General features: G+C 68.0%; 28 protein-coding genes. 13 read left to right on the top strand and 15 right to left on the bottom strand.

Features of this window, described 5'->3' with window-relative positions; all coding sequences use genetic code 11:
- Positions 1–10: 10 nt before the first annotated feature.
- Positions 11–613, bottom strand: a complete 603-nt coding sequence (locus tag FN829_RS10080) for a winged helix-turn-helix transcriptional regulator (RefSeq protein WP_142986860.1) — start codon at positions 611–613, stop codon at positions 11–13.
- 66 nt (positions 614–679) lie between these two features.
- Positions 680–1,816, bottom strand: coding sequence for an SPFH domain-containing protein (locus FN829_RS10075; RefSeq protein WP_142986859.1), 1,137 nt, complete (start codon positions 1,814–1,816; stop codon positions 680–682).
- Positions 1,817–1,938: 122 nt separating this feature from the next.
- Between FN829_RS10075 and FN829_RS10070 the strand changes: the two genes are divergently transcribed.
- Positions 1,939–2,682, top strand: coding sequence for a protein sorting system archaetidylserine synthase (locus FN829_RS10070; protein ID WP_142986858.1), 744 nt, complete (start codon positions 1,939–1,941; stop codon positions 2,680–2,682).
- Positions 2,683–2,752: 70 nt separating this feature from the next.
- Here the strand turns inward: FN829_RS10070 and psmB are convergent, their stop codons facing one another.
- Both psmB and FN829_RS15920 read right to left on the bottom strand, forming a co-directional pair.
- On the bottom strand, positions 2,753–3,484 hold the full coding sequence (psmB, locus tag FN829_RS10065) for an archaeal proteasome endopeptidase complex subunit beta (RefSeq protein ID WP_142986857.1): 732 nt from the start codon (positions 3,482–3,484) through the stop codon (positions 2,753–2,755).
- 156 nt (positions 3,485–3,640) lie between these two features.
- Positions 3,641–3,814, bottom strand: coding sequence for a hypothetical protein (locus tag FN829_RS15920; protein WP_185955737.1), 174 nt, complete (start codon positions 3,812–3,814; stop codon positions 3,641–3,643).
- A gap of 336 nt (positions 3,815–4,150) precedes the next feature.
- On the opposite strand from FN829_RS15920, the gene FN829_RS10060 reads away from it, so the two are divergent.
- Entirely contained in the window at positions 4,151–4,849 is a 699-nt protein-coding gene (locus FN829_RS10060; protein WP_142986856.1) for a uracil-DNA glycosylase family protein, read from the top strand.
- A 302-nt stretch (positions 4,850–5,151) separates the two neighbouring features.
- On the opposite strand, the gene FN829_RS10055 is transcribed toward FN829_RS10060, so the two are convergent.
- The 4 genes from FN829_RS10055 to FN829_RS10040 form a co-directional block, all read right to left on the bottom strand.
- Positions 5,152–6,357, bottom strand: coding sequence for an asparagine synthase C-terminal domain-containing protein (locus FN829_RS10055; protein WP_142986855.1), 1,206 nt, complete (start codon positions 6,355–6,357; stop codon positions 5,152–5,154).
- Positions 6,358–6,367: 10 nt separating this feature from the next.
- Complete coding sequence (locus FN829_RS10050; protein WP_142986854.1) at positions 6,368–7,057, bottom strand: PHP domain-containing protein; 690 nt, start codon at positions 7,055–7,057, stop codon at positions 6,368–6,370.
- 130 nt (positions 7,058–7,187) lie between these two features.
- On the bottom strand, positions 7,188–7,454 hold the full coding sequence (locus FN829_RS10045) for a DUF7513 family protein (RefSeq protein ID WP_142986853.1): 267 nt from the start codon (positions 7,452–7,454) through the stop codon (positions 7,188–7,190).
- Positions 7,451–8,989, bottom strand: a complete 1,539-nt coding sequence (locus tag FN829_RS10040) for a Na+/H+ antiporter NhaC family protein (protein WP_142986852.1) — start codon at positions 8,987–8,989, stop codon at positions 7,451–7,453. The genes FN829_RS10045 and FN829_RS10040 overlap by 4 nt, the downstream gene beginning before the upstream one ends.
- A gap of 352 nt (positions 8,990–9,341) precedes the next feature.
- On the opposite strand from FN829_RS10040, the gene FN829_RS10035 reads away from it, so the two are divergent.
- From FN829_RS10035 to FN829_RS10000, 8 genes are all read left to right on the top strand, one after another.
- On the top strand, positions 9,342–9,809 hold the full coding sequence (locus FN829_RS10035; protein WP_142986851.1) for a 30S ribosomal protein S15: 468 nt from the start codon (positions 9,342–9,344) through the stop codon (positions 9,807–9,809).
- Positions 9,810–9,867: 58 nt separating this feature from the next.
- Complete coding sequence (locus tag FN829_RS10030; RefSeq protein WP_142986850.1) at positions 9,868–11,031, top strand: exonuclease RecJ; 1,164 nt, start codon at positions 9,868–9,870, stop codon at positions 11,029–11,031.
- A complete protein-coding gene (locus tag FN829_RS10025; RefSeq protein ID WP_142986849.1) occupies positions 11,028–11,420 on the top strand; it encodes a KEOPS complex subunit Pcc1 in 393 nt (130 codons plus the stop codon). Before FN829_RS10030 ends, FN829_RS10025 begins: the two co-directional genes overlap by 4 nt.
- Positions 11,417–12,058, top strand: coding sequence for a 30S ribosomal protein S3ae (locus FN829_RS10020; protein ID WP_142986848.1), 642 nt, complete (start codon positions 11,417–11,419; stop codon positions 12,056–12,058). The genes FN829_RS10025 and FN829_RS10020 overlap by 4 nt, the downstream gene beginning before the upstream one ends.
- Positions 12,059–12,519: 461 nt before the next feature.
- Positions 12,520–12,921, top strand: coding sequence for a universal stress protein (locus tag FN829_RS10015; protein WP_142986847.1), 402 nt, complete (start codon positions 12,520–12,522; stop codon positions 12,919–12,921).
- Positions 12,922–13,375: 454 nt separating this feature from the next.
- Entirely contained in the window at positions 13,376–14,260 is an 885-nt protein-coding gene (locus tag FN829_RS10010) for a PhzF family phenazine biosynthesis protein (RefSeq protein WP_142986846.1), read from the top strand.
- A 126-nt stretch (positions 14,261–14,386) separates the two neighbouring features.
- Positions 14,387–15,271, top strand: a complete 885-nt coding sequence (locus FN829_RS10005) for a 3-hydroxyacyl-CoA dehydrogenase family protein (protein ID WP_142986845.1) — start codon at positions 14,387–14,389, stop codon at positions 15,269–15,271.
- A complete protein-coding gene (locus FN829_RS10000; protein ID WP_142986844.1) occupies positions 15,271–16,098 on the top strand; it encodes an enoyl-CoA hydratase/isomerase family protein in 828 nt (275 codons plus the stop codon). The genes FN829_RS10005 and FN829_RS10000 overlap by 1 nt, the downstream gene beginning before the upstream one ends.
- A 36-nt stretch (positions 16,099–16,134) precedes the next feature.
- Here the strand turns inward: FN829_RS10000 and FN829_RS09995 are convergent, their stop codons facing one another.
- The 7 genes from FN829_RS09995 to FN829_RS09965 all read right to left on the bottom strand — a co-directional run bounded on the left by FN829_RS09995 (position 16,135) and on the right by FN829_RS09965 (position 22,218).
- Entirely contained in the window at positions 16,135–16,620 is a 486-nt protein-coding gene (locus FN829_RS09995; RefSeq protein WP_142986843.1) for a MaoC family dehydratase, read from the bottom strand.
- Between the two features lie 71 nt (positions 16,621–16,691).
- Positions 16,692–17,483: an enoyl-CoA hydratase/isomerase family protein gene (locus FN829_RS09990; RefSeq protein WP_142986842.1), complete on the bottom strand. Its 792-nt coding sequence runs from the start codon at positions 17,481–17,483 to the stop codon at positions 16,692–16,694.
- Between the two features lies 1 nt (position 17,484).
- Positions 17,485–18,198 carry an ABC transporter ATP-binding protein gene (locus FN829_RS09985; protein ID WP_142986841.1) on the bottom strand — a complete coding sequence of 238 codons (714 nt, stop codon included), beginning with the start codon at positions 18,196–18,198 and terminating at the stop codon, positions 17,485–17,487.
- 1 nt (position 18,199) lies between these two features.
- Positions 18,200–18,952: an ABC transporter ATP-binding protein gene (locus FN829_RS09980; RefSeq protein WP_142986840.1), complete on the bottom strand. Its 753-nt coding sequence runs from the start codon at positions 18,950–18,952 to the stop codon at positions 18,200–18,202.
- Positions 18,949–20,028 (bottom strand): branched-chain amino acid ABC transporter permease, encoded by a 1,080-nt coding sequence (locus FN829_RS09975; RefSeq protein ID WP_142986839.1) that lies wholly within the window; start codon positions 20,026–20,028, stop codon positions 18,949–18,951. The genes FN829_RS09980 and FN829_RS09975 overlap by 4 nt, the downstream gene beginning before the upstream one ends.
- On the bottom strand, positions 20,029–20,907 hold the full coding sequence (locus FN829_RS09970) for a branched-chain amino acid ABC transporter permease (protein ID WP_142986838.1): 879 nt from the start codon (positions 20,905–20,907) through the stop codon (positions 20,029–20,031).
- Between the two features lie 66 nt (positions 20,908–20,973).
- Positions 20,974–22,218 (bottom strand): ABC transporter substrate-binding protein, encoded by a 1,245-nt coding sequence (locus FN829_RS09965; RefSeq protein WP_142986837.1) that lies wholly within the window; start codon positions 22,216–22,218, stop codon positions 20,974–20,976.
- Between the two features lie 106 nt (positions 22,219–22,324).
- Here FN829_RS09965 and FN829_RS09960 point away from each other — a divergent pair, with 106 nt between their 5' ends.
- From FN829_RS09960 to FN829_RS09950, 3 genes are all read left to right on the top strand, one after another.
- Positions 22,325–23,221 (top strand): CoA transferase subunit A, encoded by an 897-nt coding sequence (locus tag FN829_RS09960; protein WP_142986836.1) that lies wholly within the window; start codon positions 22,325–22,327, stop codon positions 23,219–23,221.
- On the top strand, positions 23,211–23,981 hold the full coding sequence (locus tag FN829_RS09955; protein WP_142986835.1) for a CoA-transferase subunit beta: 771 nt from the start codon (positions 23,211–23,213) through the stop codon (positions 23,979–23,981). Before FN829_RS09960 ends, FN829_RS09955 begins: the two co-directional genes overlap by 11 nt.
- Before the next feature lie 123 nt (positions 23,982–24,104).
- Positions 24,105–25,727, top strand: coding sequence for an acyl-CoA synthetase (locus FN829_RS09950; RefSeq protein ID WP_142986834.1), 1,623 nt, complete (start codon positions 24,105–24,107; stop codon positions 25,725–25,727).
- The last annotated feature ends 449 nt before the right edge of the window (positions 25,728–26,176 follow it).

The raw sequence follows: 26,176 nt of genomic DNA, 5'->3' as shown, positions 1-26,176 counted from the left end.
TCGTCGCGGTCTACGGGTCGTACTTGACGAGCGCGGCCGCCTCGTCGGCGAACGCGACCGCGTCGCCGTCGAAGGAATCGGCGTACCGCACGACGAGCGTCAACAGTCGCTCCGGCTCGGTCAGTTCGTAGCCCTCGCTTCGGTCGAGGAGGCCGGCCGCGGCCAACTCGCCCGCCGCGGCGCTTATCGTCGGTCGGGAGACGCCGAGGTCGTCGGCGAGCTCCGCGCCGGTCGCGTCGGGGTCCGAGAGCAGCGCGAGGATCATCCCGCGCGGCGTCTCCCGTCGGAGGTAGCCGAGCGCCCGCTTGTCGAGGCCGTCGAACCGCCCCGCGGGGAAGTACCGGCGGTAGTCGGCGTCCTTGGCCGACTCGATCTCGCCGTCCTCCTCGAGCCTCCGGAGGTGGTGCTGGGCCTCGCCCGTTCCGAGTCGAAGGTCGTCCCGGAGCTTCGAGAAGTGCGCGCCCGGCGTAGACGGGACGTACCCGCGGATCGCCTCCCGGGTCTCGTTGGTGTCGTCCGCGGCGCTCGCGCTCCCGACGAACGGGGCGGCCGCTCCGACGGCGGCGAACCGCCGCAGCGTCCGACGTTTCCGTTCGTCGACCTCTTCAGTCACGCTCCGTGGTACGCGATCGCCCGGCAAAAGCGCTTCGTTCGGGTCGAAAACGGTCGGATCGGCGGTTCAGCTCTCCTCGGGCGGCTCGACCTCGCCGTCGGGGACCTCCTCGTCCATCTCCTGGATGACCTCGTCCGCCGACTTGATGTTCGAGCCCGCGTCGCCGGACTTGACCGCCTCGGCCTCCTTCTCGAGCTCCTCGACGTCCATCTGGGCCGCCTCGTCGATCTGGCCGAGGATCTCGTCGATGTCGTCGAGCCCGAGCATCTTGCGGGTGTCCTCGTCGAACTCGAGGCCCTCGAGGCCGTCCATCTGCTGGACGTCCGAGCCGGAGAGGGCCTTGCCGTAGCGGCCGACGAGGCTCGTGAGCTCCTGCGGGAGCACGAACGTCGTCGACTCGCCCTTGCCGATCTCCTCGAGCGTCTCCATGCCGCGCTCGATGATGGCGCGCTCGCCCATCGACTCGGCGGACCGCGCCCGCAACACGGTCGAGATCGAGTCTCCCTGCGCCTCGAGGATCTGACTCTGTTTTTCCCCTTGCGCGCGGATGATGTTCGACTGCTTGTCACCCTCGGCCTGCTCGACCGCCGAGCGCCGTTCCCCCTGCGCCTCGAGGATCATCGCGCGCCGCCGCCGCTCCGCGGAGGTCTGTTGCTCCATCGCCTGCTGGACGTCCTTCGAGGGGTTGACCTCGCGCACCTCGACGCTCTCGACGCGGATCCCCCACTCGTCGGTCGGCTCGTCGAGCTCGCGGCGGATCTTCGCGTTGATCTCCTGACGTTTGTTCAGCGTGTCGTCGAGCTCCATGTCGCCGAGGACGGCACGGAGCGTGGTCTGTGCCAGGTTCGAGACGGCGTTCTTGTAGTCGTCGACCTCGAGGAACGCCTTCTTCGCGTCCATCACCTTGATGTAGACGACCGCGTCCGCGGTCACCGGCGAGTTGTCACGCGTGATCGCCTCCTGGCGGGGCACGTCCAGCGTCTGCGTCCGCATGTCGAACGCGTACGTCCGCGAGACGAACGGCGGGATGAAGTTGATGCCCGGCTCGAGCAGCTTCCGGAACTCGCCGAACACCGTCAGCGCCTCTTTGTCGTAGGCGTCGACGATCTCGATGGACTGCCAGAGCGTGACGACCACCAACATGAGAAACAGGAGGCCGACGCTCACCAGTCCGAAACCGGTTTGGAGGGGAAGTGGGTCCATACCACAGGTTAGGTCATCGGACGCTTAATAGTTCGCCCGCGGACCGACCTCGGGAAGTCCGAGCGTCGACCGACGCCGAGCGGATAACAAACCCTAAAAGCGGGGTCGTCGACCGATCCGGTATGTCTCTGCGGGTCGGTCGGTTGGGTCTCGCCGACGCGGTCACCGTGGCCAACGCCGCGGTCGGCTTCCTCGCGGTCGTCGCCGCCACCGTCGACGCCGCCCTGGCGGCCCGGCTGATCCTGTTGGCCGCCATCGCCGACGGGCTCGACGGGGTGGTCGCCAGACACCGGGGATCGACGCCGGCGGGACCGTACCTCGACTCGCTCGCGGACGTCGCCTCCTTCGGCGTCGCCCCCGCGGCCCTCGTCTCCGTCGTCGTCCTCGGCGACGACCCGGCCGCCGCGGGAGCGGTCCTCGTCGCCGGCGGGCTCGGAGCCGCCGCGCTCTTCGTCGCGATGGCGGTCGCCCGCCTCGGGCTGTACACGGCCTACGACAGCGGGAGCCGCGAGACCGTCGGCGTCCCGACGACGCTCGCGGCGACGGTCCTCGCCGCCGCGGTGTTAGCGGGCTACACCGCGCCGATCCCGCTCGTCGTCGCGACCGCCGTCTTCGCGGTGCTCATGGGGTCGACGGTGACGTACCCCGACCTCCACGCGCAGGACGCGCTCGTGATGGGGTTCGTCCAGGCGGCGGTGGTGGTGACGCCGGTCGCGCACGCGCTCACGACCGCGCTCCCCCCGTGGATCGGCGAGGGGTTCGCGTTCGCGCTGCTGTTCCTCTCCGGCGGCTACCTCCTCCTCGGCCCGCACTTCTACTGGGGCGACGGGATCCGGCCGCCCGAGGAGGACGTCGAGCGGGCCTGAAAGGAACGTGAAGGCGGAGACGTTGGAGGCGCTACGCAATAGTGAGAAGGGGAGGAGACGGGATCGGCGTCTACAGCAGGCCGTCGAAGTCCTTGTGGCGGGTGATGTCGACGCCCTCGTCGGTGACGACGGCGACGTTGATCCCGTTGCCCGAGGCGAGGTCGCGCTCGACGGCGGACTGGATCGCCTTCGCGGCGATGGTCTTCGCCTCGTCGACGGTGACGTCGTCGTGGTACTCCTGTTCTAAGACACCCAGGGCGTACTGCGAGCCGGAGCCGGTGACGGTGTACTCCTCCTCGGTGGTACCGCCGAGCGCGTCGATGGAGTAGATGTGGGCTCCCTCGTCGTCGACGCCGCCCAGGATCGGCTGGACGATGAAGAACGCGCCCGTGCGGAGGAGGTTGCCGGTGAGCGTCGAGAGCGCCTCCATCGACATGTCCTTGCCACGGCGGGCCTCGTAGAGGTTGGTCTCGGCCTTGAGCGTCGAGATGAGGTTCTGTGCGGCGGAGACGGAGCCGGCGATGGTGAGCGCGCCGCGGGGGTGGATCTGCTCGACCTTCTGGACGTCCTTCGAGGAGACCATCCCGCCGAGGGAGGCGCGCATGTCCGTGGCCATCACGACGCCGCCGGCGGTGCGGATGCCGACCGTCGTCGTTCCGGTCTTCATCTCGCCCTCGCCGTCGGCCTGTGCGGCGCGGCGCTCGCTGTGTTCGAACTCGCCGAGCTCCGGCCCGAAGACCGGCTGGTCGCGGCCGAGTTCGAGGGACGCCCCGTCGGAGAGATCGTCGGTCGGTGTTCGCATTACCGCCCAGTTGGCCCCTCGCGCTGATAAAGGCAACCCTTCGGGGACCGGCCGCCGGTTCCGACGGTCATTTCCGGGGTGGAAACGCGGGGGACGATCGGAGCGAAGGCTCGCGGGAGTCGGGTCGGACGAACCTCGGAAAAGCGTGCGCTCTGATTACTCCTCGGCGGCCTCGATGGCCTCGGTGGTGGTCTCGACGAGCCGGTGGACCGGGATGTTGACGCCGAGTTGCTTGCGGGCGAAGACGGCCACGGGGAACGCGGAGATCCCGATGGCAACGGTCGCCTGGTGGAGGCCGAAGAGGGCCGCCGTGCGGATGCGGTCGAACATGGGTCTTCGATGGTCCGCAGTCGAGGGGCGTATATATACTTTGTGACCGGTGCGGAGAGTTCACCCCGGCGCAGTCTAGCGATTCGATCGAACGTTTCGGATCCGTTGAACGTTCGTCGCCGGATCGCTATCGCGGCGTATCCCAAGCCGGTCGAACCAGACTCGTTTCCATAACTTATGAGAATCCCTCGGTACGCATGCGCCTACCTGCGGCGGCTCTCGAGGGGGTTCTCGGTCGGGATCAGTTGGCCTCGGCATCGACGCCGCGGCGCAGTCGCCCGCCGGCGCGGTCCGGTATCGAACGGGCTATTACGGGTCGCGTTCCTACCGGATTCCGTGAAGAACGTCACCGACCGCACGCGCAACCCGTTCGGAATGCGGCCGGACTGTCCAACGTTCGTTCCGGGATACGGCGACGCCAACGCCGACTTCCACGTGATCGGCGACCACCCCGGCGTCCACGGCGGTGTCGACGAGCGGATCCCCTTCACCGGCGAGCCGTGGTCCGCGGCGTTTCTCGAGGCACTGACCGACGCCGGCCTCCTCACGGAAGTCGTCGAGGACGACGGCCCGCACGACGCCGACGGCGACGGTTCGTCGGGACCCGGGAGCGATGACGACGATCCCGGTCGGGTGTCGACGGATCGAACGTTCCTCTCGTACCTCCACATGTGTCTGCCCGACGGGGAGCCGACCGCGGCCTCCTACGACGACATGGAGCGGTACTTCGACGCGGAGCTCAGGGCGATCGCGGCACACGTCCTCCTCCCGGTCGGCGCGAAGGCGACCGACCACGTCCTCCGGCAGTACACCGCCCGCGCGTGGAAGACCGAGGTCGACATGGACGCGCTCCACGGCGAGGAGCTGCTCGGGTCGGGCTGGCTCGTCCTCCCGATCAAGGAGCCGGCCGAGTGGGACGACGGCGACGCCGACGAGCTGGTCGAGGCGCTCCGTCGGCTCCGCTCGACCGACTTCCGACGCGAGACCGACCTCGGCCGGTTCATCGCCGGCAGCGATCCGTACCTGGTCAGGTAACTCGAGGACGGGAGCGGTCGGTTCCGGAGGACGCCACGCGTCGCTGAAGCGTCGAATTTCGATCCGGATCCGGAGGCGGTATCTGACGTTCGTCCCGAAACGATCGCATGTCTCTGGAGGATCTCTGAATCCCACTCCTTTCGGGTGGTCATATTTGTCACCACTGCGCGTATTTTATACGATACCGGACTTTCGTTTTCACGACGCCCGATCGATCGGGCGTCGGCCGCAGGACTGGTACTCCGACGCGCGGCTTGGTCAGGACCGGCCCGCACGGGCCGGTTTTTCGGCGAGGTTCGGACTCAGACGTCGCCCTCGAGCAGCGAGGCGACGTACTGACCGACGTGGTTCTCCATCCGTCGCTTGAACCCGTTCCGCCGCGCCAGCCGGTCGATCTCCCGCGAGACGTACGTGCCGTACTGAACCGCCTTCTTGTCCGCCGTGTACACCGCCTCCGGCAGGCGTCCGGTCGCGGCGCGCCGGAGCGCCACCTTCCGATCCTCGGCCGTAGCGAGCAGCTCGCCCGGCAGCCGGAGCGCGGCGTCGACGACGCGGTCGTCGAGCAGCGGCGCGACCGGTTCGACCCCGGCGGCCCGCAGCGCTAGCACGTCGCGTTCGAGCTGTTCGGGGAGGGTCCGAACCGTCTCGGTCCGTGCGCCCCGGACGGTGTCGGCCTCGACTCGGTCGTCGTCAGCGGGTTCGACGACCTTGCTGTAGCCCCCGAACAGCTCGTCGGCGCCCTGGCCGACCGCCAGTCGGTCGATCCCGTCGGCCGCGGCCGCCTCGGCGGTCAGGTACAGCGGGACGGCGATGTTGAGGTCCATGGGGTTCTCTCGACCGGTCGCGGACGCGACCTCGGGGATCGCCCGCCGGAGGTCGTCGTGCGAGAGCTTTACCACCCGCAGGTCCAGACCCATCGCGGTCGCGGCCGCGCGCGCGGCAGCGACGTCGTGACACCCCTCGAAGCCCGCGACGTAACACGGCGCGTCCGGGACCGCGCTCGCGACGAGCGCCGAGTCGACCCCGCCGGAGAACGCCACGGCGAGCCGGTCGGTCGAGAGCGCTGCGTCCTCGGCGGCGAGGTCGGCGAGCGTCCCCTCGATCGCGGCGTCGACGGCCGCCTGAGCGGGTTCGGGGTCCGAGGCGGCGGGCGTCGGGAGCGACCAGCGGAGATCGCGTTCCGTCGCCGACACGACCGACCCGGCCGGGATCGGTGCCGGGTGCCGGAGATCGGCTCGGTCGAAGCTCCACGACTCGGGGCAGGTCGGGTCGGCCGCGTCGGCCTCGACGAACAGCGGTTGGCGGCCGAGGACGTCGCGGACGAGGACTCGTCCCCCGCCGTCGGGCCCTCCGCTCTCGACGACGGACGGCGGCGAACTCGACAGCACCCCGGCGAACCCGCGAGTTCCCGGAAGCGGGTCCCGATCGCGGATCGCCTCGGCGACGAGTTCCGGTGACGCGCCCCGGAGGCGACCATCGACGCGTCCGCCCTCGCGATCGGCGGTCATCGGGTCGACCTCACGACCGTCGCAGCCCGCCGATCGTCCGGAGCGCCCGGCGCTTCGCCCCGCCGGCGAACTGGCGGAGCGAGACGCGCCACGGCGTGCGTTTCCCGACGACGCTGGTCCGCCCGTCTGCGACGGCCTCGAGGATCGCGTCGGCCGAGCGCTCGTCCGCGCCGACCTCGGTGACCGCCTGACCGACCATCTCGGAGATGTGCGCGTCGCTGCCGGCGGTCATCGGGAGGTTCCGACGGACGGCGAACGTCTCGGCCTGGCGGTTCGCACGGCCCGTGAAGAGTCGGGAGTTGTACACCTCGATCGCGTCGGCGCTCGCGAGCTGGTCCTCGGAGACGTGCGCGGCGACCCCGTGACGGGTCTTCTGGAAGGGGTGGGGGACGACCGCGATCCCGCCGGCCTCGCGGATCCGGTCGAGCGTCTCGTCGAACGGCAGTCCGCTGGGAACGAGTTCGTCGATCCCGAACGCGAGCACGTGGCCGGCCGCGGAGGTGACCTCCATCCCGACGATCCCGACGATCCCGTACTCGGGGGCCTTCTCGGCCGCCTCGATGCTCGCGTCGATCTCGTCGTGGTCCGTGACGGCGAGCGCGTCGAGACCGACCGCGGCCGCCTGCTCCAAGAGGAGGTCGACCGGGTCACGCCCGTCGTGGGACAGCGCCGAGTGGGAGTGCAACTCGACCGATAGCACGGCTCTCCCTTCGGGAGTCGTCTTAAAAAGCAACCCGGTCCGACGCGGCGGCGGAGGCGCCGGAGGTGACGGAGTCGACGGAGGCGGTGGCAGAGACGGCGGCCGACGCGGGAGACCCCCGCGAGGGAACTCAGAAGGCGCTCCCGCCGACCGTCTCCCGGTACGTCCCGGTTCCGCGGTGGGTCGACCCGTCCCACGTCTCGACCGCGACCAGCACGCGGGTGTCCACCGCGTCGTCCGGCGCGCCCTCGATCCGGAGTATCGAGTCGCCGATACGGGCGGTCGCCTCGCCGCCCTTCTCGCCGGTGACCATCACCTCGATGGTGTCGCCCGGTTCGTAGTCGGGCGTCGAACTCCTGAACGACCAGCCGGCGAGGAACTTGTCGAGCGCGCTCATGCGCGCGACACCTCCCCGGAGGTCCGATCGGGAACGTACTCCCTCCCGAACCCGGTGACTGCCGCCACCAGGAAGACGATCACGAGGAACCAACCGTGGAACACGTACGGCACGACTTCGATCGGGTTGACGACCATCTCCGGACCGTACTCCGCGCCGAGTCCGTTCGGCCCGACCATGACCTGGTAGCCGACGAGGACGCCGCCGGCCCACGGGAAGATGTAGCCGAGCGCCGACGTGTTGGCGTCCAGGATGTTCGCCCGTCGGTAGCCGTTGATGTTGAACTTCTCGCCGATCCGCGCGATGTACGGCGCGATCGCGATCTCGGCTGCGGTGTTGATCGTGATCATCCCGTTGATCGCGGCGGTGCCGAGCACCATCGTCACCTCGGCCCGGCGGACGGTGGTCGCGACGGAGTTCAAGAGGAACTCCTGGATCGCCGCGAAGCCGCCGCCGCGGATCATGATCTGCGCCATCGACACGATGAGGAGCGTCAACACGATGAGCGGGAAGAACCCGATCGCACCGGCGTAGAGGCTCCCGCCGACGCCCGCCGTGTCGCCGACCGCGACGAACGGCAGCGCGGTGAACGTCCCGGCCTCGGTCACGGTGAACACGAGAATATCGCTCACGGACGAGAGCCCGAGCGCGAGGTTGAAGCCGACCGCGACGACGAGACCCCAGGAGATCGCCTCGACGATGTGTCGCCCCGCGACGGCGGTGGCGATCACGACACCCATCGAGATCAGGTGGACCAAACCGGGCGCGGTCGCCGTGTCACGGAGGGCCGCGGCGCCCTCCAGGCTCGCGCCCGACAGCACCGAACCCATGATCAGGTAGGCGATGAAGGCGGGCACCGCGGCGACGATCGCGTACTTGAACCGCGAGGCGACGACGCCGCCGATGTCCGCGTCCTGCGTCACTGCGCTCACGATCGTCGTGTCGCTGACGGGCGCGAGGTTGTCGCCGAAGACGGCGCCGGAGAGGATCGCCGCGAAGAGCAACACCGGGTTCGCGCCGATGAGGACGCCCGCCGGGAAAAAGAGCGTCACGAACGCGACGGTGGCCCCGTACCCCGTCCCGATCCCGGTCGCGAGCAGGCCACAGAGGACGAACGCGGCGGCCGGGAACGTCGCCGCGCCGACGTTGAGCGCGTCGGCGGCGAAGATTAGCCCCTCGACGAAGCCGCCGACCTGGAGCGTCTCGGCGAACATGCCCGCCCACAGCCACGCGACGATCGCCGTCGCGGCTACGCGTTGGGTCATCCCCTCGAAGATGGTGTCCGCGTACGTCTTCCAGTCGCCGCGCACGAAGAACAACCCGAGGATCGTTCCGATCAACGCCCCGATCACCAGCCCGTTCGTGTCGCCGATGCCGAGGACGCCGCTCTGGAAGACGGCCCAGAGGATGAAGAAGCCGAGCGGAACCGTGCTCGCCCACTTCCCGCCGTAGAAGCTGATCCGCGGTTCGGTCTTCGAACCGCCGGCGGCGCCCATCGACGCGGACGGATCCTCACCGTCTGGTCGGTCTGTCATGAGGTACTCTCACCTACGAACCGATCTCACAGCGAGAATTTAAGGGCTGCTTTCCGTCGACGGGACCCCACCGCCGCCGACTCCGGGCGAGACCGCGTGAACTCGACAAGAACACGCTTAAGAGTCCGGCCGTCGACCGGTCGAACGGGAACAGCACAGCTGCGGATCCGACGCGCCGGGGCCTATTCACCCACGGCTTGGGAACGTAGCGGTGCACCGTCGCTCCGACGACGCGGCCGAGACGTCCGGTTTCGGGCGCTCACCGGAACCGCTCGCGCTTGCGAGCGCTCCGAGAGCCGCGTCGCGCGGGGTGCGGTCACGTACTCGCGGTTGTGCCGTTCCAACTCAACCAATGGCACGAATGCACACGCGCCGTCGCGGTTCGTCCGGTTCGGACAAGCCGGCGACGGACGAGAACCCGGAGTGGAGCGACGTCGACGCCGAGGACATCGAGTCCCGCGTCGTCGAACTGGCGGAGCAGGGCGAGGACCCGAGCGTCATCGGGATCAAGCTGCGCGACGAGGGCGTCAAGGGCGTCCCGGTCCCCGACGTCAAACTCGCCACCGGTAAGAAGATCACCGAGATCCTCGAGGAACACGACGCCGACCCCGACCTGCCCGAGGACCTGCGGAACCTGCTGGCCCGCGCGGTCCGCCTGCGCGAGCACATGGCCGAGAACGGCCAGGACCACCAGAACAAGCGCGCGCTCCAGAACACGGAATCGAAGATCCGCCGGCTGGCGGACTACTACCGCGGCGACGAGATCGACGAGGACTTCGTCTACACCTACGAGAACGCCGCCGAACTCCTCGAGGAGTAACGCCGCGCCGACCCGAATCCGGTAACGACCACAGAGGCCCGATCCCACCGACTCACCCGTGACCGAGACGATCACCGACTCCGCACCCGCGCCCGACGCGCTCGCCAGCGTCCTCGCCGACGCGCCGTTCGTCCGGCTCGTCGCGACCGACGACGGCGACGCGCTCGCGGCCGCCGGGACGCTCGCTCGCGCCCTTCGCGAGCGCGGAGTGCCGTTTCAGGTCCGGATCGCGCGTGACCCCGTCCCCGACGCCGCCGGCGACGACGTCGCGGTGGTCCTCGGGGCCGACCGAGGTCCACACGCGGTGCCCTGCGCGGGACGGCCCGCGAGCACGACCGCCTTCGCGGTCGCCCGGGAGTTGGGCGTCGAGCCCGATCCGGCGATCGCGCTGGCCGGCGTCGTCGCCGCGGGCTCCGTGCCCGGCACCGACGGCTCGGGCGACGCGCTCGAGGCCGCGGAACGCGCCGAGCTCGTCTCGCGACGACCCGGCGTCGCGATTCCGACCGCGGACCTCGCGGACGGGATCGCGGCCTCGACGCTGCTCCGGACGCCGTACTCCGGCGACGTCGAGGCGACGCGGGCCGCCCTCGCGGCGCTCGGGCTCCCGGCGGAGCTCGACGCGGACGCACACCGGCGACTGGCCTCGCTCGTCGCCGTGGACGTCGCCACCGCCGAGGACGCGAGCACGCGGAGCGCGTCGGCGGTCGAGCGCGCGCTCCGGCCGTACGCGCTCGACGCGGGTGCGACCGCTCCGTTCGAGACGATCGGCGGCTACGCCGACGTCCTCGAGGCCCTCGCACGCGAGGAGCCGGGGACCGGCGTCGCGCTCGCGCTCGCGGCCGATCCGGGAGACGATCTCCGGACGGCCGCCGTCGACGCTTGGCGCTCCCACGGGACCGCCGCCCACCGCGCGGTCGACGCCGCGACGACCGGTCGGTACGACGGCTGTATCGTCGCCCGCGTCGACGCGTCGGCGAGCGTGCTCCCGACGGTCGCCCGAATACTCCGGGACTTCCGGTCGCCGGAGCCCGTCGCGATCGCCCTCGACGAGTCGTCGGGGACGCTCGCGACGGCCGCGACCGGGGATCACGGGATCGGCGACGCCTGCCGGTCGGCCGCCCGCGAGGCGGGCGGCGCCGGCTGGGGGAACGGAACCCGCGGCGGGATCGCCGTCGACGGGGATCCGACGGACGCGCTGGCCGCGCTCCGGGGGGCGCTATGACGGGCGACGACGCGGTCGCGGACGACGAGGGGGTCCCGGCCGTCTCGACGGACGGGACCCGGACCGCGGCGGTCCGGACGACCCACGCCGACGCCGAACTCGTCGCAGCCGCGCTCGCGCCCGACGACACCGACTCGATGGCGGTCAGCGTCGACGGCGACACGATCGACTGCCGGATCGAGCGACCGACGACGGGTGGGCTGCGCTCGACCGTCGACGACTACGTGGTGAACCTGCGGGTCGCGGAGCGGGTCATCGAGCGGGCAAACGAACACCGGACCGCGGGCGAGAGGACCGCCGACGGGGCGGTCGGTAACGAATCGACCGCCGACGGGGCGGAGACACGAGACACCGACACGGACACACGACACACGGACACCAACACATGAGCGAACGATCAGTTTCCAAGAGCAGAGAACAGAAACGCTGGTACGACGTACTGGCACCCGAACAGTTCGACCGCGCGGAACTCGGCGAGACGCTCGCCGAGGAGCCCGATCAGGTGATCGGCCGCACGATCACGACCACGCTCGGCGAACTCACGGGCGACTCCAGCGCGAACAACACGAAGCTCACGTTCAAGATCACGGACGTGGGCAGTGACACGGCCTACACCGAGTTCATCAAGTACGAGCTGACGCGCGATTACCTGCGCTCTCTCGTCCGCCGCGGCGCCTCGAAGGTCGAGGCGTCGATCACGGTCGTGACGACCGACGACTACCGGATCCGCGTCCAGCCGGTCGCGCTGACGACGAAGAAGGCCGACCGGTCCCAGGAGAAGGCGATCCGCCGCGTCATGATCGACAAGGTCCACGCCGCCGCCGAGGAGCGGACCTTCGAGTCGTTCGTCGACGCGATCGTCGACGGCAACCTCTCGTCGGCGGTCTACGCCGACGCGAAGACGATCTACCCGCTGCGCCGCGTCGAGGTCCAGAAGCTGACCCTCGAGGCGCGTCCCGAGGAGATCGCCGCCGAGGAGGAGGCCGCGGTCGACGTCGACGCCGACGACGTCGCGGTCGACGAGTAGTCGCGACCGACGACGACCGATCCCTTCCGTTATTTCACTTTTCGAGCGTCAGCGCCGATCTGACGGTTCGATAATCATCAAATCTCAATATATTAAATATAGCTTATTAGTCTATAGCTGAATAAAATGAGCTGTGATCCTATTACGTTTTCATCGACTATTCGTTCGAATTTCTTCTATTATATAGATAGAAATCCGATATGAACGAGAAAAGTATCGAATAGTGGTTTCCCACAGCGATCAGAGAAATATCGATAATACGTGTGTTCTAAAGAAGTAAAATCTTTCTTATATTATTGATCGCGACGTGTCCACAGTATCGACGGTCGTTCGATTCGCTCTCGGACCGAGTCGGGAACGGGCGGGTCGGTCGTTGAGGGCGATCGGGTCTTCGGATCGCGGAACCTCACACGACGGGGATCGCCGGTAACCATTATTGGGTAGGCCCGAAAACGGGGGGTATGTACGAGATCCTGGCGGCCATAGACGAGGATGCGGACGGAGTCGGCGCGCAGATCGACGCGATCGGGGAGATCGCGGACGCCTCCGACGAGGTCGTCGTCCACCTCCTTCACGTGTTCACCGACAACCCGACCGGCGCGTCGGTCACGCAGGTCGAGTCGGCCCGCGAGGCGATCAAACGACTGGAGGAGCGCGGCATCACGGTGCACGCCGAGGAGACCAGCGGCGACCCGGCGACGCAGATCTTCGAACACGCCGAACGGGAGGACGTCGACCAGATCTGCGTCGGCGGACGGAAGCGCTCGCCGACGGGAAAGGCGCTCTTCGGCAGCGTCACCCAGGACGTGATCCTCGGGACCGAGCGGCCGGTCTTAGTCTGTGGACGCGGGTCGGGGTCGTAGAACGTATCACGCGGGGATGTTTTTGCGTTTCTGTGGGTGAATCAACCGATATGTTTCGACTGCTTGTTGGACGGTTGTTTCGTGAGAGATCGGGCTGATGAGAACGAGTGCGTTGCTGGTGGAGCGAACATCACCAAAGCCCCAGTCGCGAGGACTCGCGTGACTCGCTGTGGTCCTCGTCGCTCACTATGTTCGCTCCTGCGGTCCTTGCGTCGTCAGGCTTCGTCCTCGCGACTGCCCCTTTGAATCCCACCCCGCACAGCCCCGCACCTCACGCCTCCCCAGCCTCGCGGCTCGTTCCACTCGCCGCGTCCCTCGCGGGCGGTTCGCGGTCGCCGGCGACGCCACCGCAATCGATCGCCCACTCCTTCGCCTATCTCGATCACTGAGACCGACATGGTACACCCGCCGGAACCGCTACAGATATTGGGATGCCCCGAATCGATGGGCGCAAATGTCGACCAACCGAGTCCACTTCGTGGACGTGTTCGCACAGGGGAAGTACACGGGGAATCAACTGGCGGTCGTCCGTGACGCATCGAACCTCTCCACCGACGAGATGCTCGCGTTCACCCGCGAGACGAACTTCTCCGAAGCGACGTTCATCGAATCGTCCGACACGACGGAGAACGGATACGACGTCCGGATCTTCGACCCCGCCGAGGAGATCCCCTTCGCCGGCCACCCGACGCTCGGAACGGCGTTCGTCATCCGCGAACACCTCCGGGACGACCTCCCGGAGGAAGTCGTCTTGAACCTCGGCGTCGGCGAGATCCCCGTTTGGGTCGAGGACCACGACGGCGACGAGACCTACTGGATGCGTCAGATCCAGCCGACCTTCGAGGACGAGTTCCCCCCGGAGCTGTTCGCGGAGATCCTCGGTCTCGACGTATCGGAGGTCGACGATTCCCATCCGATCGAGCTCGTCTCGACCGGTCTTCCCACCGTCGTCGTCCCCTTGAACTCCCTCGATGCCGTCCGACGAGCCGAGACGCAACTGGAACCGTACTACGACCGGCTCATCGATTCCCACGGCAACGTGAACGTGCTCGTGTTCTCCACCGAGACGTCCGAGGACAACGACCTACACGTCCGCGTCTTCGCCGACTGCTCCGGCGTCCCGGAGGACCCCGCGACGGGCTCCTCGAACGGGTGTCTCGCCGCCTATCTCGTCGAACACGACTACTTCGACACGGACGATATCGAGGTCACCGTCGAACAGGGCTACGAGATGGGACGCCCCTCGCTCCTCCGGCTTCGAGCGTCGAAGGGACCGGAGGGTATCGACGTCGAAGTCGGCGGACGCGTGAGTTCAGTTCTGGAGGGACGGCTCCACTGATCAACGACCACTACAGGGATCGCTCCTCTGCCCGCTTCGACGTTCACCTCACTTCGTCGCGTGCTCACCGTTCGTGGACTTCCCGACTCGATACGCTAATGTACGTGGTTACTCACGATGTGAACGATGCGTGTAAGCGTACTTGGAGCCGGGACCATGGGCCACGGTATCGCACAGGTCGCCGCGATGGCGGGATACGAGGTGACGATCCGTGACATCGAGGAATCCATCCTCGAGTCGGGCGTCGACGCGATCGAGTCGAACCTCCAAGGCGGCGTCGACCGGGACAAGCTGACCGCCGAGGAGAAGGCAGCGACCTTGGAGCGGATCCAGACGACCACCTCGCTTCCCGACGCCGTCGGCGACGCGTCGTTCGTCGTCGAGGCGGTCCCCGAGCGGATGGATCTGAAACGCGAGACGTTCGAGGAGGTGGCTGCCAACGCGCCGGAGGAGGCGGTGATCGCGACCAACACCTCCTCGCTTTCGATCACCGAGATCGCGAGCGTCCTCGACCGGCCCGGCCGGGCGATCGGCCTCCACTTCTTCAACCCCGTCCACATCATGGGGCTCGTGGAGATCGTCGTCGCCGAGCAGACCGACGACGCGACGCTGGAAGCGGCGACGGAGTTCGTCGAGGCGATCGACAAGGAGCCGGTGACCGTCACCGATTCGGCCGGGTTCGCTTCCTCGCGGCTCGGCGTCGCGGTCGGCGTCGAAGCGATCCGGATGCTCGAGGAGGGCGTCGCGGGGCCGGAGGACATCGACGCCGCGATGGAGCTCGGCTACAACCATCCGATGGGTCCGATCGAGCTGTGTGACGTGGTCGGACTCGACGTGCGGCTGGACATCCTCGAGTACCTCCGCGAGGAGCTCGGCGAGCGCTTCCGCCCGCCGCAACTGCTCAAGCGCAAGGTCCGGGCCGGCAAGCTCGGGCGGAAGTCCGGTGAGGGGTTCTACGTCTGGGAGGACGGTGAGGTCGTCGGCGTGAGCGGCGACTGGGGTGAGCAGTGATGGCGGGAACGTCGACGGCGACCGAGTCGGCGGCGGCAGAAAGCGAGACCCTGTCCGTGTCGGTGGGCGACCGCGTCGAGGGGGTCGCGACGGTGACGCTCTCGCGGCCCGAGGCGCGAAACGCGCTCAACGCGGAGCTTCGGGAGGACCTCATCGCGGTCCTCGACGCGGTCGCGGACGACGACGCGGTCCGGGTCGTCGTGTTGACCGGCGACGTCGAGAGCGGCGCGTTCGTCGCCGGCGCGGACGTGACCGAGCTCCGCGAACGTGACGCGCTCGAACAGCGCGAGGCGAGCGAACGACCGAGGGTCTTCGAACACGTCGCGGACTGTCCGAAGCCGGTCATCGCCCGCGTGAACGGACACGCGCTCGGCGGCGGGCTCGAGCTCGCGTTGGCGTGTGACGTCCGGATCGCGGCCGAAGGGGGAAAGATCGGCCAGCCGGAGATCAACCTCGGGATCATCCCCGGCGGCGGCGGCACCCAGCGGCTTCCCCGGCTCGTGGGGACGGGACAGGCGATGAAGCTGATCCTCTCGGGCGAGCTCCTCGACGCGGCGGAGGCCGCCGACGTCGGGATCGTCGAGGAGGCGTATCCGCCGGACGAACTCGACGACCGCGTCTACGACCTCGCCGGGTCGATGGCCGAGAAGAGCCCGGTCGCCCTCGAGTTCGCGAAGACCGCGGTCCAGGCGAGCGAACGCATGGACCTCGAGACCGGGATCGACTACGAGGCCGAGCTGTTCGCCCAACTGTTCGCGACCGCGGACAAGGACGAGGGCATAGACGCGTTCCTCGAGGACCGCGAGCCGGAGTGGAAGGGGCGCTGACTCGTTCGGTCGCACGAATTCGCACGACACCGCCGACTACGCCGGTTCTCCCGTCTCGTCCGCGCGCTCGCGCCGTTCGATCAGTTCGTGGTTCTCCAGAGTCAACACCGTCTCACCGGCGTCGTTCGTGACCGTGATCGACTCGTGGATTATCCCGGTCTCCGGGTCGCTCTCCGAGGGTCGGGTGTCGAGTATCTCGTCGACGACGCCGATCTCGTCGCCCGGGCGGACCGGCGCGTGCCACCGCACGTCGTCGATCCCGAGCCCCGCGATCACCGCGCGGTCCCGCCGGACCGCCTCGACGAGCAGTCGGACCGAGAGCGAGAGCGTGTGGTAGCCGCTGGCGACGAGCCCGCCGAACCGACCCTCGGCGGCCGCGTCCGGATCGGTGTGCATCGGAAGGGGATCGAACTCCTCGGCGAACTCGACCACGTCGCGTTCGGTGACGGCCGTGCTCCCGCAGTCGATGACGGTCCCCGGCTCCACGTCCTCGAAATAGACGGCGTCCGCGTCCTCGCTCATGGGATCCGGATCGCCGCGGGCTCGCTTGCGTCTTTCCATTTATCGCGGTGAAAGGGGACGGTCCGGTCCCGTCACTCCCCGGAGAAGTCCGGGTCGCGGTCCGCACGGAAGGCGTCGACGCCCTCTTCGTGGTCGGCCGTCCGCAGGAGCGTGCTCTGTGCGAGCGACTCGAGCACCCCCGCGGTTCGCAGGTCGCTGTCGCGAGCCTCGTTTATCACGCGTTTCGTCAGGCCGATGGCCTGCGTCGGGCCGTCGGCCAGGTCCGCGGCGTACTCGCTCGCGGCCGCCTCGGGATCCGCCTCGACGCGCTCGACGAGCCCGATCTCGCGGGCGCGCTCGCCGTCGATCAGCTCGCCGCTGAAGATCAGGTCCTTCGCCCGGCCGGGGCCGACGAGCTGGACGAACCGCGAGCAGCCGCCGAGCCCGGGGATGAGCCCGATGTTGTGCTCGGGAAACCCGAGCGTGGCGTCCGGGGCCGCGATCCGGACGTCACACGCCAACGCGAGCTCGAGCCCGCCGCCCACGCACGTTCCCTCGATCGCGGCGAGCACGGGCGTCTCGGTCGTCTCGATCCGCTCGAACGCACGGCCGAGCACGCGGGAGTTCGTCCGGAACTCGGCGGTGGTCCACTCGCGGGCCGTCTCGAAGAGCCCGACGTCGGCCCCGACCGAGAACACGTCCGCGTCGCCGGCGACGACCCCGGCGTCGACCTCGGGCTCGTCGAGGACGGCGACCGCCTCGGAGAGGTCCGCACGCATCGACTGGCTGATCGCGTTCACGGGCGGATTCGCGAGCCGGATCGTGGCGACGCCGTCCTCGACGGCGACGTCGACCGTCTCGAAGTCATAGTCGTCGGTCGACACGTCACTTCACCCCGAGGTAGGTCTCCATCGCCTCGCGGTCGTTCAACAGCTCCGTCGCGGGCGACTCGTGGACCACCTCGCCCGTCTCGATGACGTACGCGCGGTCGGCCAGCCCGAGCGCCATCTCGGCGTTCTGCTCGACGAGGAGGACCGTGACCCCCTCGTCGTTGAGTTCCCGGATGATGTCCGCCACGTCCTCGACGATCTGGGGTGCGAGCCCCTCGCTCGGCTCGTCGAGGAGCAGCAGGTCGGTCTCGGGGCCGACGAGCGCGCGGGCGATCGCGAGCATCTGCTGTTCGCCGCCGCTCATCGTGCCCGCGTGCTGGTCGCGACGCTCGTCGAGTCGGGGGAACCGCTCGTAGACCCGCTCGATCTGCGTCGTGCGGTCCTCCTCGCCGCCACGGGCGGCCAGCCGCAGGTTCTCCGCGACCGTCAGGCCGCCGAACACCCGGCGCTCCTCGGGGACCCACGAGATCCCGCGTTGGCGCACGTCGTGCGGGTCGAGGTCCTGTATCTCCTCGCCGTCCATCTCGATCGTCCCCTCGGCCGCGGGGGTGAGACACATCACGCTCCGGAGCGTGGTGGTCTTGCCGGCCCCGTTGCGGCCGACGAGCGCGACGACCTCCCCGGCGTCGACCGAGAGCGACACGTCGAACAGGACGTGACTCTCGCCGTAGTAGGTGTCTATCCCGTCGACGGAGAGCAACTCTGACATCTCACTCACCCCCCAGATAGGCGCGCTGGACCGCCTCGTTCTCACTGATCTCCGCCGGCGTTCCGCGGGCTATCAGTTCGCCTTTGTTCATCACGGCGATCCGTTCTGAGACGTTCATGACGATGTCCATGTCGTGTTCGATGAGGACGACCGTCGCGTCCTCGGCGATGTCCTCGATGAGCGAGACGGTCGCGTTCGTCTGCTCCGGGCCCATCCCGGCGGTCGGCTCGTCCATCAACAGGAGGTCCGGGTCGGTCGCGAGCGCGATCCCGATCTCGAGGTGTCGACGCTGCCCGTACGCGAGGTTCGCCGCCGTCTGGTCGGCGACGTCGAGCAGACCGACCCGCTCTAACACCGCCTCCGCCTCGTCGGCCGCGTCCGAGAGCGAGGCGTGGTGCCGCAGGAAGTCGTCGGGACCGAACCCGGTCCGGTCCGCCTGGGTCGCCAGCCGGACGTTCTCGAGCGCCGAGAGCTCCGAGAAGAAGTTCGTGATCTGGTAGGACCTGACGATCCCCCGGGAGACGATCTCGTGAGGGGAGAGCCCGCCGATCTCCTCGCCGCGGAACTCGATCGAGCCCTCGGTCGGCGCGTGCTTGCCGGTGAAGAGGTTGAAAAGCGTGGTCTTGCCGGCCCCGTTCGGACCGATGATCGAGCTGATTCCCCCCTCCGGGATCGACAGCGACACGTCGCTGACGGCGGTTAGTTTGCCGAAGCGTTTCGTCACGGAGTCGGTGCGGAGCAGCGGGTCGCTCATTTCATCACCTTCTCACGGTAGTTCGCCAACGCGTCCCGAACGTTTCCGATCGCGTCCTCGGGGTCCTCCCACAGGGAGACCAGCGCGCCCGCGATCCCCCGGGGCGCGAAGATCACGACGACGACGAAGACGGACCCGAGGATCACTTCCCAAGCCGCGAAGCCGCTGAGCTGTTCTTCGAGCAGCACCACGACGCCAGCTCCGAGCATTGGGCCCCACAGGGTTCCGAGCCCGCCGAGAAGCAACATCACGACGAGCTCGCCGCTCAAGGTCCAGTTGAGCAGTTGCGGCTGAGCCAGGCTCTGGAACGGGACGTATAGGCCGCCGGCGAGTCCGGCGAACCCGCCGCTTATCGCGAACCCGATCACCTTGTATCGGCGGACGTCGTATCCGATGAACGCCATCCGGTCCTCGTTCTCGCGGACGCCCTGAAGCACGCGGCCGAACGGTGAGTTCGCGAGCCGAACGATGGCCAGAAGCGACAGGGCGACCAGCCCGAGCGTGAGGAAGTAGTAGTTCATCCGGTTGGAGAGGTCGAGCAGCCCGAACGTCTCGAGCGTCGCGAGCCCGACGATCCCGTTGTCGCCGCCGGTGACGGTCTCCACGCCGAGCAGGGTCGACGGCAGGTCCGCGAAGGCGATGACGTAGAAGATCTGCGCGAACGCCAGCGTCAGCATCGCGAAGTAGATCCCGCGGGCGCGGACGCTGAACCAGCCGATGAAGGCGGCGACGACGACGCCGGTGAGGACCGCCGCCGGCAACACGACGAGCGCGTTGGCGGTGACGTGCGTGATCAACAGCGCGGCGGCGTACCCGCCCGTCCCGAACATCGCCGCGTGGCCGAACGACAGCAGACCGGCGTACCCGAAGACGAAGTCGAGGCTGAGCGCCAACAGCGCGAACACGAGGATCTGGATCAGCAGGTACAGCCAGAACGGCCGAACCGCCGACGCGACCGGCCCCAGAACCGCGAGCGCGGCGATCAACGCGAGTATCCCGAAGCGACCCCGGTTCGAGAGGATCCCGTCGGTGCTCGACCCGGTCTCACGCGGATCGAAGGCGTCGAGGAGGCTCATCTACGCGGCCTCCGTGGCGCCGAACAGGCCGTTCGGTCTGATCATCAGCACGACCGCCATCATGGCGAACAGGAAGATGTCCGTGACGGACGGCGCGATGAGCGCCCCGTAGGCGGTGACGAGTCCGACCGCGAGCGCGGCGTAGACCGCGCCCTTGAAGCTCCCGAGCCCGCCGATGACGACGATCACGAACGTCTCGATGATGACGCCGAACCCCATGCCGGGGTTGACGGAGCGGGAGGCACCCAACAGGACGCCCGCGACCCCCGCGAGCACCGCGCCGAAGACGAAGACGCCGGTGAACACCTTCGAGACGTCGATGCCGAGCGCGTCGACCATTTCGGTGTCGTGCGCGCTCGCGCGCATCAGGATGCCGAGGTCGCTCCGGTCGATCATGAGCCAGACCGCGGCGATGAGCAGGGTGCTGATCGCGAGCACGAACAGCCAGTACACCGGGTACTCCACCGGCCCGAGCTGGACCGTGCCCGCGAGCGACGCTGGCGCCTCTATCCGGAGCGACTGCCCGCCCCAGATCTCGACGACCAGTCCTTGGATCATCACCGCGAGACCGAACGTCAACAGGATGTGATACAGCGGGTTCCGGCCGTAGAGCGCGCGAAGCCCGAATACCTCGATGACCGCGCCGATCACGCCCACGGCGAGGGGCGCGATCAGGAGCGCCAGCCAGAAGCTCCCGAACTGGGCGGAGACGGTGACGCCGAGGTACGCGCCCATCATGTACAGCGAGCCGTGCGCGAAGTTGATCACGTCGAGCATGCCGAAGATGAGCGTCAGTCCGGCGGCGACGAGCGCGAGCGTCATCCCGAGCTGGACGCCGAGCATGGTCGCTCTGAGGACGCTCGAGAACTCGACGAACATCAGGGATCGCCCCCGTGTGCGGACGCGGTCGGGTCGCCGTACCGGTCCCATGGCCCCACCATCGACTTAGAGCGAGCAGCCCCAATCGGGGAGTTCGATGTCGTCGATGGTCGCGACGACCTCGTTTTCCACGCCGTCGTCGCCCTGAACGACCTCCCGGACGTCCATGCTCTGGAGCGGCTCGTTCGTGTCGGGGTCGAAGCTGAACTCCCCGCGCGGGCTGTCGAGCTCCGCGCCCGAGAGCGCCGACGCGAGGTCGGACGCGTCCGTCGAGTCCGCGTTGGACGCCGCGATGTCGAGCGCCTGTGCGGAGTCGTACCCCTGACAGGCGTACACGTTCGGCTGGCGGTCGTGCTCCTCGCTGTAGTTCGAGACGAACGTCTGGTTCCGGTCCGTCTCCTTCGTCGCGGTGTAGTGAAGCAGCGAGTACTTGCCGAGAGCGGCCTCGCCCTGTGCGGGCAGGGTGTCCTCGGAGAGCAGGAAGCCGCTGCCGGTCTGTGTGAGCTCGTCGTCGAGGCCGAAGTCGCTGAGCTGCGAGATGTAGTTGACCGCGTCGCTGCCGGCGAAAAAGGAGAAGGCGGCGTCGGCGCCGCTGCTCTCGATGTCGCCGAGGAACGGCGAGTAGTCGTCGGTGCCGAGCGGGGCGGCCACCTCGCCGACGACCTCGCCGCCGGCCTCCTCGAACGCCTCCTGGAAGAAGTTCTTGGAGTTCTGCCCGAAGGCGTAGTCCGCGTACGACAACACGACGTTGTCGGCGACGTTCTCGTACACCCACTGGGCCAGCGGGGCCGACGTCTGCCAGTCGTTGAAGGAAGTCCGGAAGTGGAGATCCATACAGCCGTCCTGCGTGACGCGGTAGTCGCCCGCGTTGGCGTTGAGCCAGATCGCGCTCGATTCCTGTTGAACCGTCTGCATCATCGCGATCGCGACCGCGCTCGAGACGGGACCGACCAGCGCGTCGACGCCCTCCTGTACGAGGAACTCGTTGGTGATCGTAACGCCCGTGTCGGTCTCTCCGGCGGTGTCACGCTGGACGGTCTCGACCTCGTAGCCGCCCAGCTGTCCGTCGTTCTGCTGGAGGTAGAGGTCGAAGCCGTTCATGATGCTCTCGCCGAGCAGCGCGTACGTCCCCGAGGTCGGCAACACGTGGCCGACGGTGAGAGTGTCGCTGCCGCCGCCGCCGGCACAGCCGGCCAGCGCCGTCGCCCCCGCCGCGGCACCGCTGACGAGGAACCGGCGGCGCGACGTCGTCGACACCGAACGGTTCGTGGATCCTCGACTGCCCGTACTGGTCCCTGGGTCGTGAGACATATCCACACTCTCGTCGAAGCTCCGTATATATTTTTCGTTACAGATAATCGGCGGGACCGCCGGCGCCGTCGGGATTTATATAACATGATCGAAGACGTGAGAGCACATGTCAGCAGAATCCTCGGAGTCACTCTCCGATGCGGTGTCGCGGATCCCGCCGGGGAGCTCCGTCGCGACTGGCCTCGCGCTCGAACACGCCATCCCGTTCGCGGCGGGACACGAACTCGCCCGGCAGGGGGTAGACGACCTCACGCTGATCGGCCCGATAAGCGACCTCCTCTTCGACCAGCTGATCGGCTGCGGGGCGGTCTCGCGGGTCCGGGCAGCGTGGGTCGGGAACGTCAGCGCGGGCACCGGCTATCGATTCCGAGAGGCCGTCGAGAACGACGAGATCGACGTCGAGAACCACTCGAACTTCAGCATCGCGCTCGCGTTACGGGCGGGGGCGCTCGGCGTTCCGTTCCTCCCCACCCGGTCGCTTCTCGGGAGCGATGTCTTCGCCGAGAGCGACTGCTTCGAGGCCGGCACCGACCCCTTCGGCGGGGAGGAGGTGGCGTACGTCCCGGCGATCGAGCCGGACTGGGCGATCGTCCACGCCCAGCGGGCCAGCCCGGAAGGAGACGTCCACCTGTGGGGGAACACGGGGATCGTCGGCCCGGCGGTCGGCGCGGCCGAGAACGTGCTCGTGACCGCGGAGGAAGTCGTCGACCCGGAGACCATCCACAGCGACCCGAGCCGGACCGCGATCACCAGAGAGCAGGTGTCAGCGGTGGTCGAGTGTCCGTGGGGCGCACACCCATCGCCCGTGGCGGGCCACTACAACCGCGACAACGAGTACTACCTGCGCTATCACGGCGCGACGGACACGCAGGCGGCCTTCGATGAGTGGGCCGACGAGTGGGTCTACGGGGTCGACGACCGCGAGGAGTACATGCGAGGCGTCGACGCGGACCTGTCGATCACCGAGCCCACGGTCGCCGCGGAGGTGCGCTATGGCCAGTGAGGCGTACGCGCCGCGGGAGCTGATGGTGAGCGCGGCCGCCGCCGAGATCGAGGACGGCGACACCGCGTTCGTGGGGATGCGGCTCCCGCTCATCGCCTTCCAGGTCGCCGTCAGCACCCACGCGCCCGACTCGATGGCGGTCTACGAGAGCGGCGTGGTTCGGGACGGCCCCGCGGACGGCTTCATCCACACGATGTGTGACCTCCCGAACCTGAATCGGGCGGTCTCGACGACCGGGATGTTGGACATCATGAGCCGGCTCCAGCGCGGGGACGTCGACGTGGGCTTTCTCGGCGGGGCGGAGGTCGACCGATACGGCAACCTGAACACGACCCGGGTGCGCGCCGGCGACCGCGAGATCCGGCTCCCCGGCAGCGGCGGGGCCTGCGACATCGCCTGTATGGCCGGGCGAACGGTGTTGTTGATGCCACACGAGTCCCGCCGGTTCGTCGAGGAGGTGAACTACGTCACGAGCCCGGGACACGCCGACGACGGCTCGGGACGGGAGAATCATCCGGCACCGGGCGGCGGCCCCGACGCGCTCGTCACCTCGAAGGCAACCTTCGGGTTCGCCGATGGCGAGCTGTTCCTCCGGAGCGTCCACCCCGGCGTCGACCGCGAGGCGATGCTCGCGGACTTCCCGTGGGAGGTACGGACCGCGCCGGAGGTCGGGGAGGGACCGGTGACGACGACGCCGGAACCGACGGCGGAGGAACTCGATCTGATCCGGACGTTCGACCCCGACGGATTCTGGACCTGAACGCGCCACGGGGACGGCACAGACCGTCTCGGCTCTCGCGACGACGCGATCGGCTCTCCCGAAGAAATGACCGGATAGCAACCGTTAAGTATTCCATTTAAGATCGTGAGGATAGACACACAGATGCAGTCCAACGTCCCGACGGAGTACCTGCCAGACGAATCGGACTCGCCGGATTACGTATACCCGATCCCAGAGGCACACTACCCTCGGGAGATCAACACCGCGGACCAGCTCGTCGATCGCCACGTCCGCGAGGGCCGGGGAGATAACGTCGCCGTCTACTTCGAGGACGAGACGATCACCTACGAGGAGCTTCAAGAGCGGGTCAACCGGATGGGCAACGCGCTCCGGGAGCTCGGCGTCGAGTCCGGCGACCGGGTCCTGGTGCGGTTCCCGAACCGCCCCGAGCCGGTGATCACGTGTCTCGCCGTCCAGAAGATCGGGGCCGTCGCCATGCCCTCGATGAAGCTGCTCCGCGCCAAGGAGCTTCGGTACATCGTCAACAACGCCGAGGCGACCACGATCGTCGTCTACGACGACCTACTCGACGAGGTGGACGAGGCGCTGCCCGACCTCGACACCGTCGAGGACGTCGTCGTGGCGGAGCGGAACGGGATCGAACACGACCACCACAGCTACGACGAGCTGATGGACGCCGCGAGCCCCGAGCTCGAGGCCGCGGACACCGAGCGCGACGACCTCGCATTGATGCTGTACACGAGCGGCACCACCGGGCGGCCGAAGGGGGCGATCCACACCCACCGGCAGATGCTCGCGACGGCGGACACGTACGCGCGGTACTGCCTCGAGCCGACCGAGGACGACGTGTTCGGCGGCAACCCGCCGCTGCCGTTCGCGTACGGGTTCGGCGACCTCGTCACGTTCCCGCTCCGGTTCGGCGCGAGCACGAGCCTGACGCAGGACGCGAGCCCGGGCGACCTGCTCGAATCGGTCGAGAACCACGGGATCTCGGTGCTGTGTTCGATCCCGACAGCGTTCAACCAGATGCTCGCGAAGTTCCCCGACGGGCCCGACGAGTACGACGTCTCCTCGCTGCGGGTCGGGATGAGCGCCGGCGAGCCGCTGACGCCGACGACGTTCGAGCAGTTCCGCGAGGAATACGGGATCAAGCTGCTCGACGGGATCGGAACCACCGAGATGCTCCACATCTTCGTGAGCCACCATCACGAGGGCGAGGTCGACCCGACGGCGACCGGGTTCCCGGTTCCCGGCTACGAGTGTAAGATCGTCGACCCGGACACCGGCGAGGAGTGCGAGCGCGGCGAGCCGGGGATGCTCGCGGTCCGCGGGCCGACCGGCATCGAGTACTGGAACCGTCCGGAGAAGCAGGACGAGGCGGTCGAGGACGGCTGGTCGTTCCCCGGCGACATCTTCGTCCAGCGGGAGGACGGCCGGCTGGAGTACAAGTCGCGTGCGGACGACCTCATCGTCTCCAGCGGCTACAACATCCCCGGCCCGGAGGTCGAAGCCGTCGTGGAGGAACACGAGGCCGTCGCCGAGGTCGCCGTCGTGGGCGCGCCCCACGAGCAGCGCGGCGAGATCGTGAAGGCGTTCGTCGTCACGACCGAGGGGACGACCGGCGACGACGAGCTCGTCGAGGAGATCCAGAACCACGTGAAGAACACGCTGGCTCCGTACAAGTATCCGCGTGCGGTCGAGTTCGTCACGGAACTGCCCCGGACCGAGACGGGCAAGATCCGCCGGAAGGAACTGCGCGAGTAGTCGGCTCTCGTTCCGCCGTTTTCTCGTTTCGCCCGCCAGGTGCGCGTATACGATCTCGTATACTCCGATCTCGAGCGACGAGTCGGCGATCGCACACGATCGTCGCGGAACGCTCGATCGGGCGATGGAATCCACGTTCTCGAGCCACGTATCTTCGAGAGAATGCCGCCTAAAACGGCCTAAAGCCACGGATATGGCCGTATACGTAATCGTATACGAATTTATGAGAGATGCGAGATCTGTGAACGATCGTCCTTCGAGGACGGATATCGGACGGGATCTGGGCGGAACGGGATCCGACACGCAAGTGTAACACGAACTAAGTCCGTGTCACGACGATCTCGCGCGGATCCCAGTTATAACACACACTTAGCCCGTGTTACAATTGCCCCGATGGCGTATTCGAATTCTGTATACAATATCGTATACACACATCGAACGAGCCTCAC

It is taken from the genome of Halorubrum cibi (assembly GCF_900182635.1).
In the GTDB taxonomy this organism is placed as follows: Archaea; Halobacteriota; Halobacteria; order Halobacteriales; family Haloferacaceae; genus Halorubrum; species Halorubrum cibi.
The sequence above is the reverse complement of the archived record's forward strand: the minus strand, read 5'-3'. Positions and strand labels throughout refer to the sequence as shown.

Excerpts from the sequence above, each read along its gene's own strand:
- FN829_RS10075 (WP_142986859.1), bottom strand. The coding sequence starts at position 1,816 with ATGGACCCACTTCCCCTCCAAACCGGTTTCGGACTGGTGAGCGTCGGC.
- FN829_RS10070 (WP_142986858.1), top strand. The coding sequence starts at position 1,939 with ATGTCTCTGCGGGTCGGTCGGTTGGGTCTCGCCGACGCGGTCACCGTG.
- psmB (WP_142986857.1), bottom strand. The coding sequence starts at position 3,484 with ATGCGAACACCGACCGACGATCTCTCCGACGGGGCGTCCCTCGAACTC.
- FN829_RS15920 (WP_185955737.1), bottom strand. The coding sequence starts at position 3,814 with ATGTTCGACCGCATCCGCACGGCGGCCCTCTTCGGCCTCCACCAGGCG.
- FN829_RS10055 (WP_142986855.1), bottom strand. The coding sequence starts at position 6,357 with ATGACCGCCGATCGCGAGGGCGGACGCGTCGATGGTCGCCTCCGGGGC.
- FN829_RS10045 (WP_142986853.1), bottom strand. The coding sequence starts at position 7,454 with ATGAGCGCGCTCGACAAGTTCCTCGCCGGCTGGTCGTTCAGGAGTTCG.
- FN829_RS10040 (WP_142986852.1), bottom strand. The coding sequence starts at position 8,989 with ATGACAGACCGACCAGACGGTGAGGATCCGTCCGCGTCGATGGGCGCC.
- FN829_RS10035 (WP_142986851.1), top strand. The coding sequence starts at position 9,342 with ATGGCACGAATGCACACGCGCCGTCGCGGTTCGTCCGGTTCGGACAAG.
- FN829_RS10025 (WP_142986849.1), top strand. The coding sequence starts at position 11,028 with ATGACGGGCGACGACGCGGTCGCGGACGACGAGGGGGTCCCGGCCGTC.
- FN829_RS10020 (WP_142986848.1), top strand. The coding sequence starts at position 11,417 with ATGAGCGAACGATCAGTTTCCAAGAGCAGAGAACAGAAACGCTGGTAC.
- FN829_RS10015 (WP_142986847.1), top strand. The coding sequence starts at position 12,520 with ATGTACGAGATCCTGGCGGCCATAGACGAGGATGCGGACGGAGTCGGC.
- FN829_RS10010 (WP_142986846.1), top strand. The coding sequence starts at position 13,376 with ATGTCGACCAACCGAGTCCACTTCGTGGACGTGTTCGCACAGGGGAAG.
- FN829_RS10005 (WP_142986845.1), top strand. The coding sequence starts at position 14,387 with ATGCGTGTAAGCGTACTTGGAGCCGGGACCATGGGCCACGGTATCGCA.
- FN829_RS10000 (WP_142986844.1), top strand. The coding sequence starts at position 15,271 with ATGGCGGGAACGTCGACGGCGACCGAGTCGGCGGCGGCAGAAAGCGAG.
- FN829_RS09995 (WP_142986843.1), bottom strand. The coding sequence starts at position 16,620 with ATGAGCGAGGACGCGGACGCCGTCTATTTCGAGGACGTGGAGCCGGGG.
- FN829_RS09985 (WP_142986841.1), bottom strand. The coding sequence starts at position 18,198 with ATGTCAGAGTTGCTCTCCGTCGACGGGATAGACACCTACTACGGCGAG.
- FN829_RS09980 (WP_142986840.1), bottom strand. The coding sequence starts at position 18,952 with ATGAGCGACCCGCTGCTCCGCACCGACTCCGTGACGAAACGCTTCGGC.
- FN829_RS09975 (WP_142986839.1), bottom strand. The coding sequence starts at position 20,028 with ATGAGCCTCCTCGACGCCTTCGATCCGCGTGAGACCGGGTCGAGCACC.
- FN829_RS09970 (WP_142986838.1), bottom strand. The coding sequence starts at position 20,907 with ATGTTCGTCGAGTTCTCGAGCGTCCTCAGAGCGACCATGCTCGGCGTC.
- FN829_RS09965 (WP_142986837.1), bottom strand. The coding sequence starts at position 22,218 with ATGTCTCACGACCCAGGGACCAGTACGGGCAGTCGAGGATCCACGAAC.
- FN829_RS09960 (WP_142986836.1), top strand. The coding sequence starts at position 22,325 with ATGTCAGCAGAATCCTCGGAGTCACTCTCCGATGCGGTGTCGCGGATC.
- FN829_RS09955 (WP_142986835.1), top strand. The coding sequence starts at position 23,211 with ATGGCCAGTGAGGCGTACGCGCCGCGGGAGCTGATGGTGAGCGCGGCC.
- FN829_RS09950 (WP_142986834.1), top strand. The coding sequence starts at position 24,105 with ATGCAGTCCAACGTCCCGACGGAGTACCTGCCAGACGAATCGGACTCG.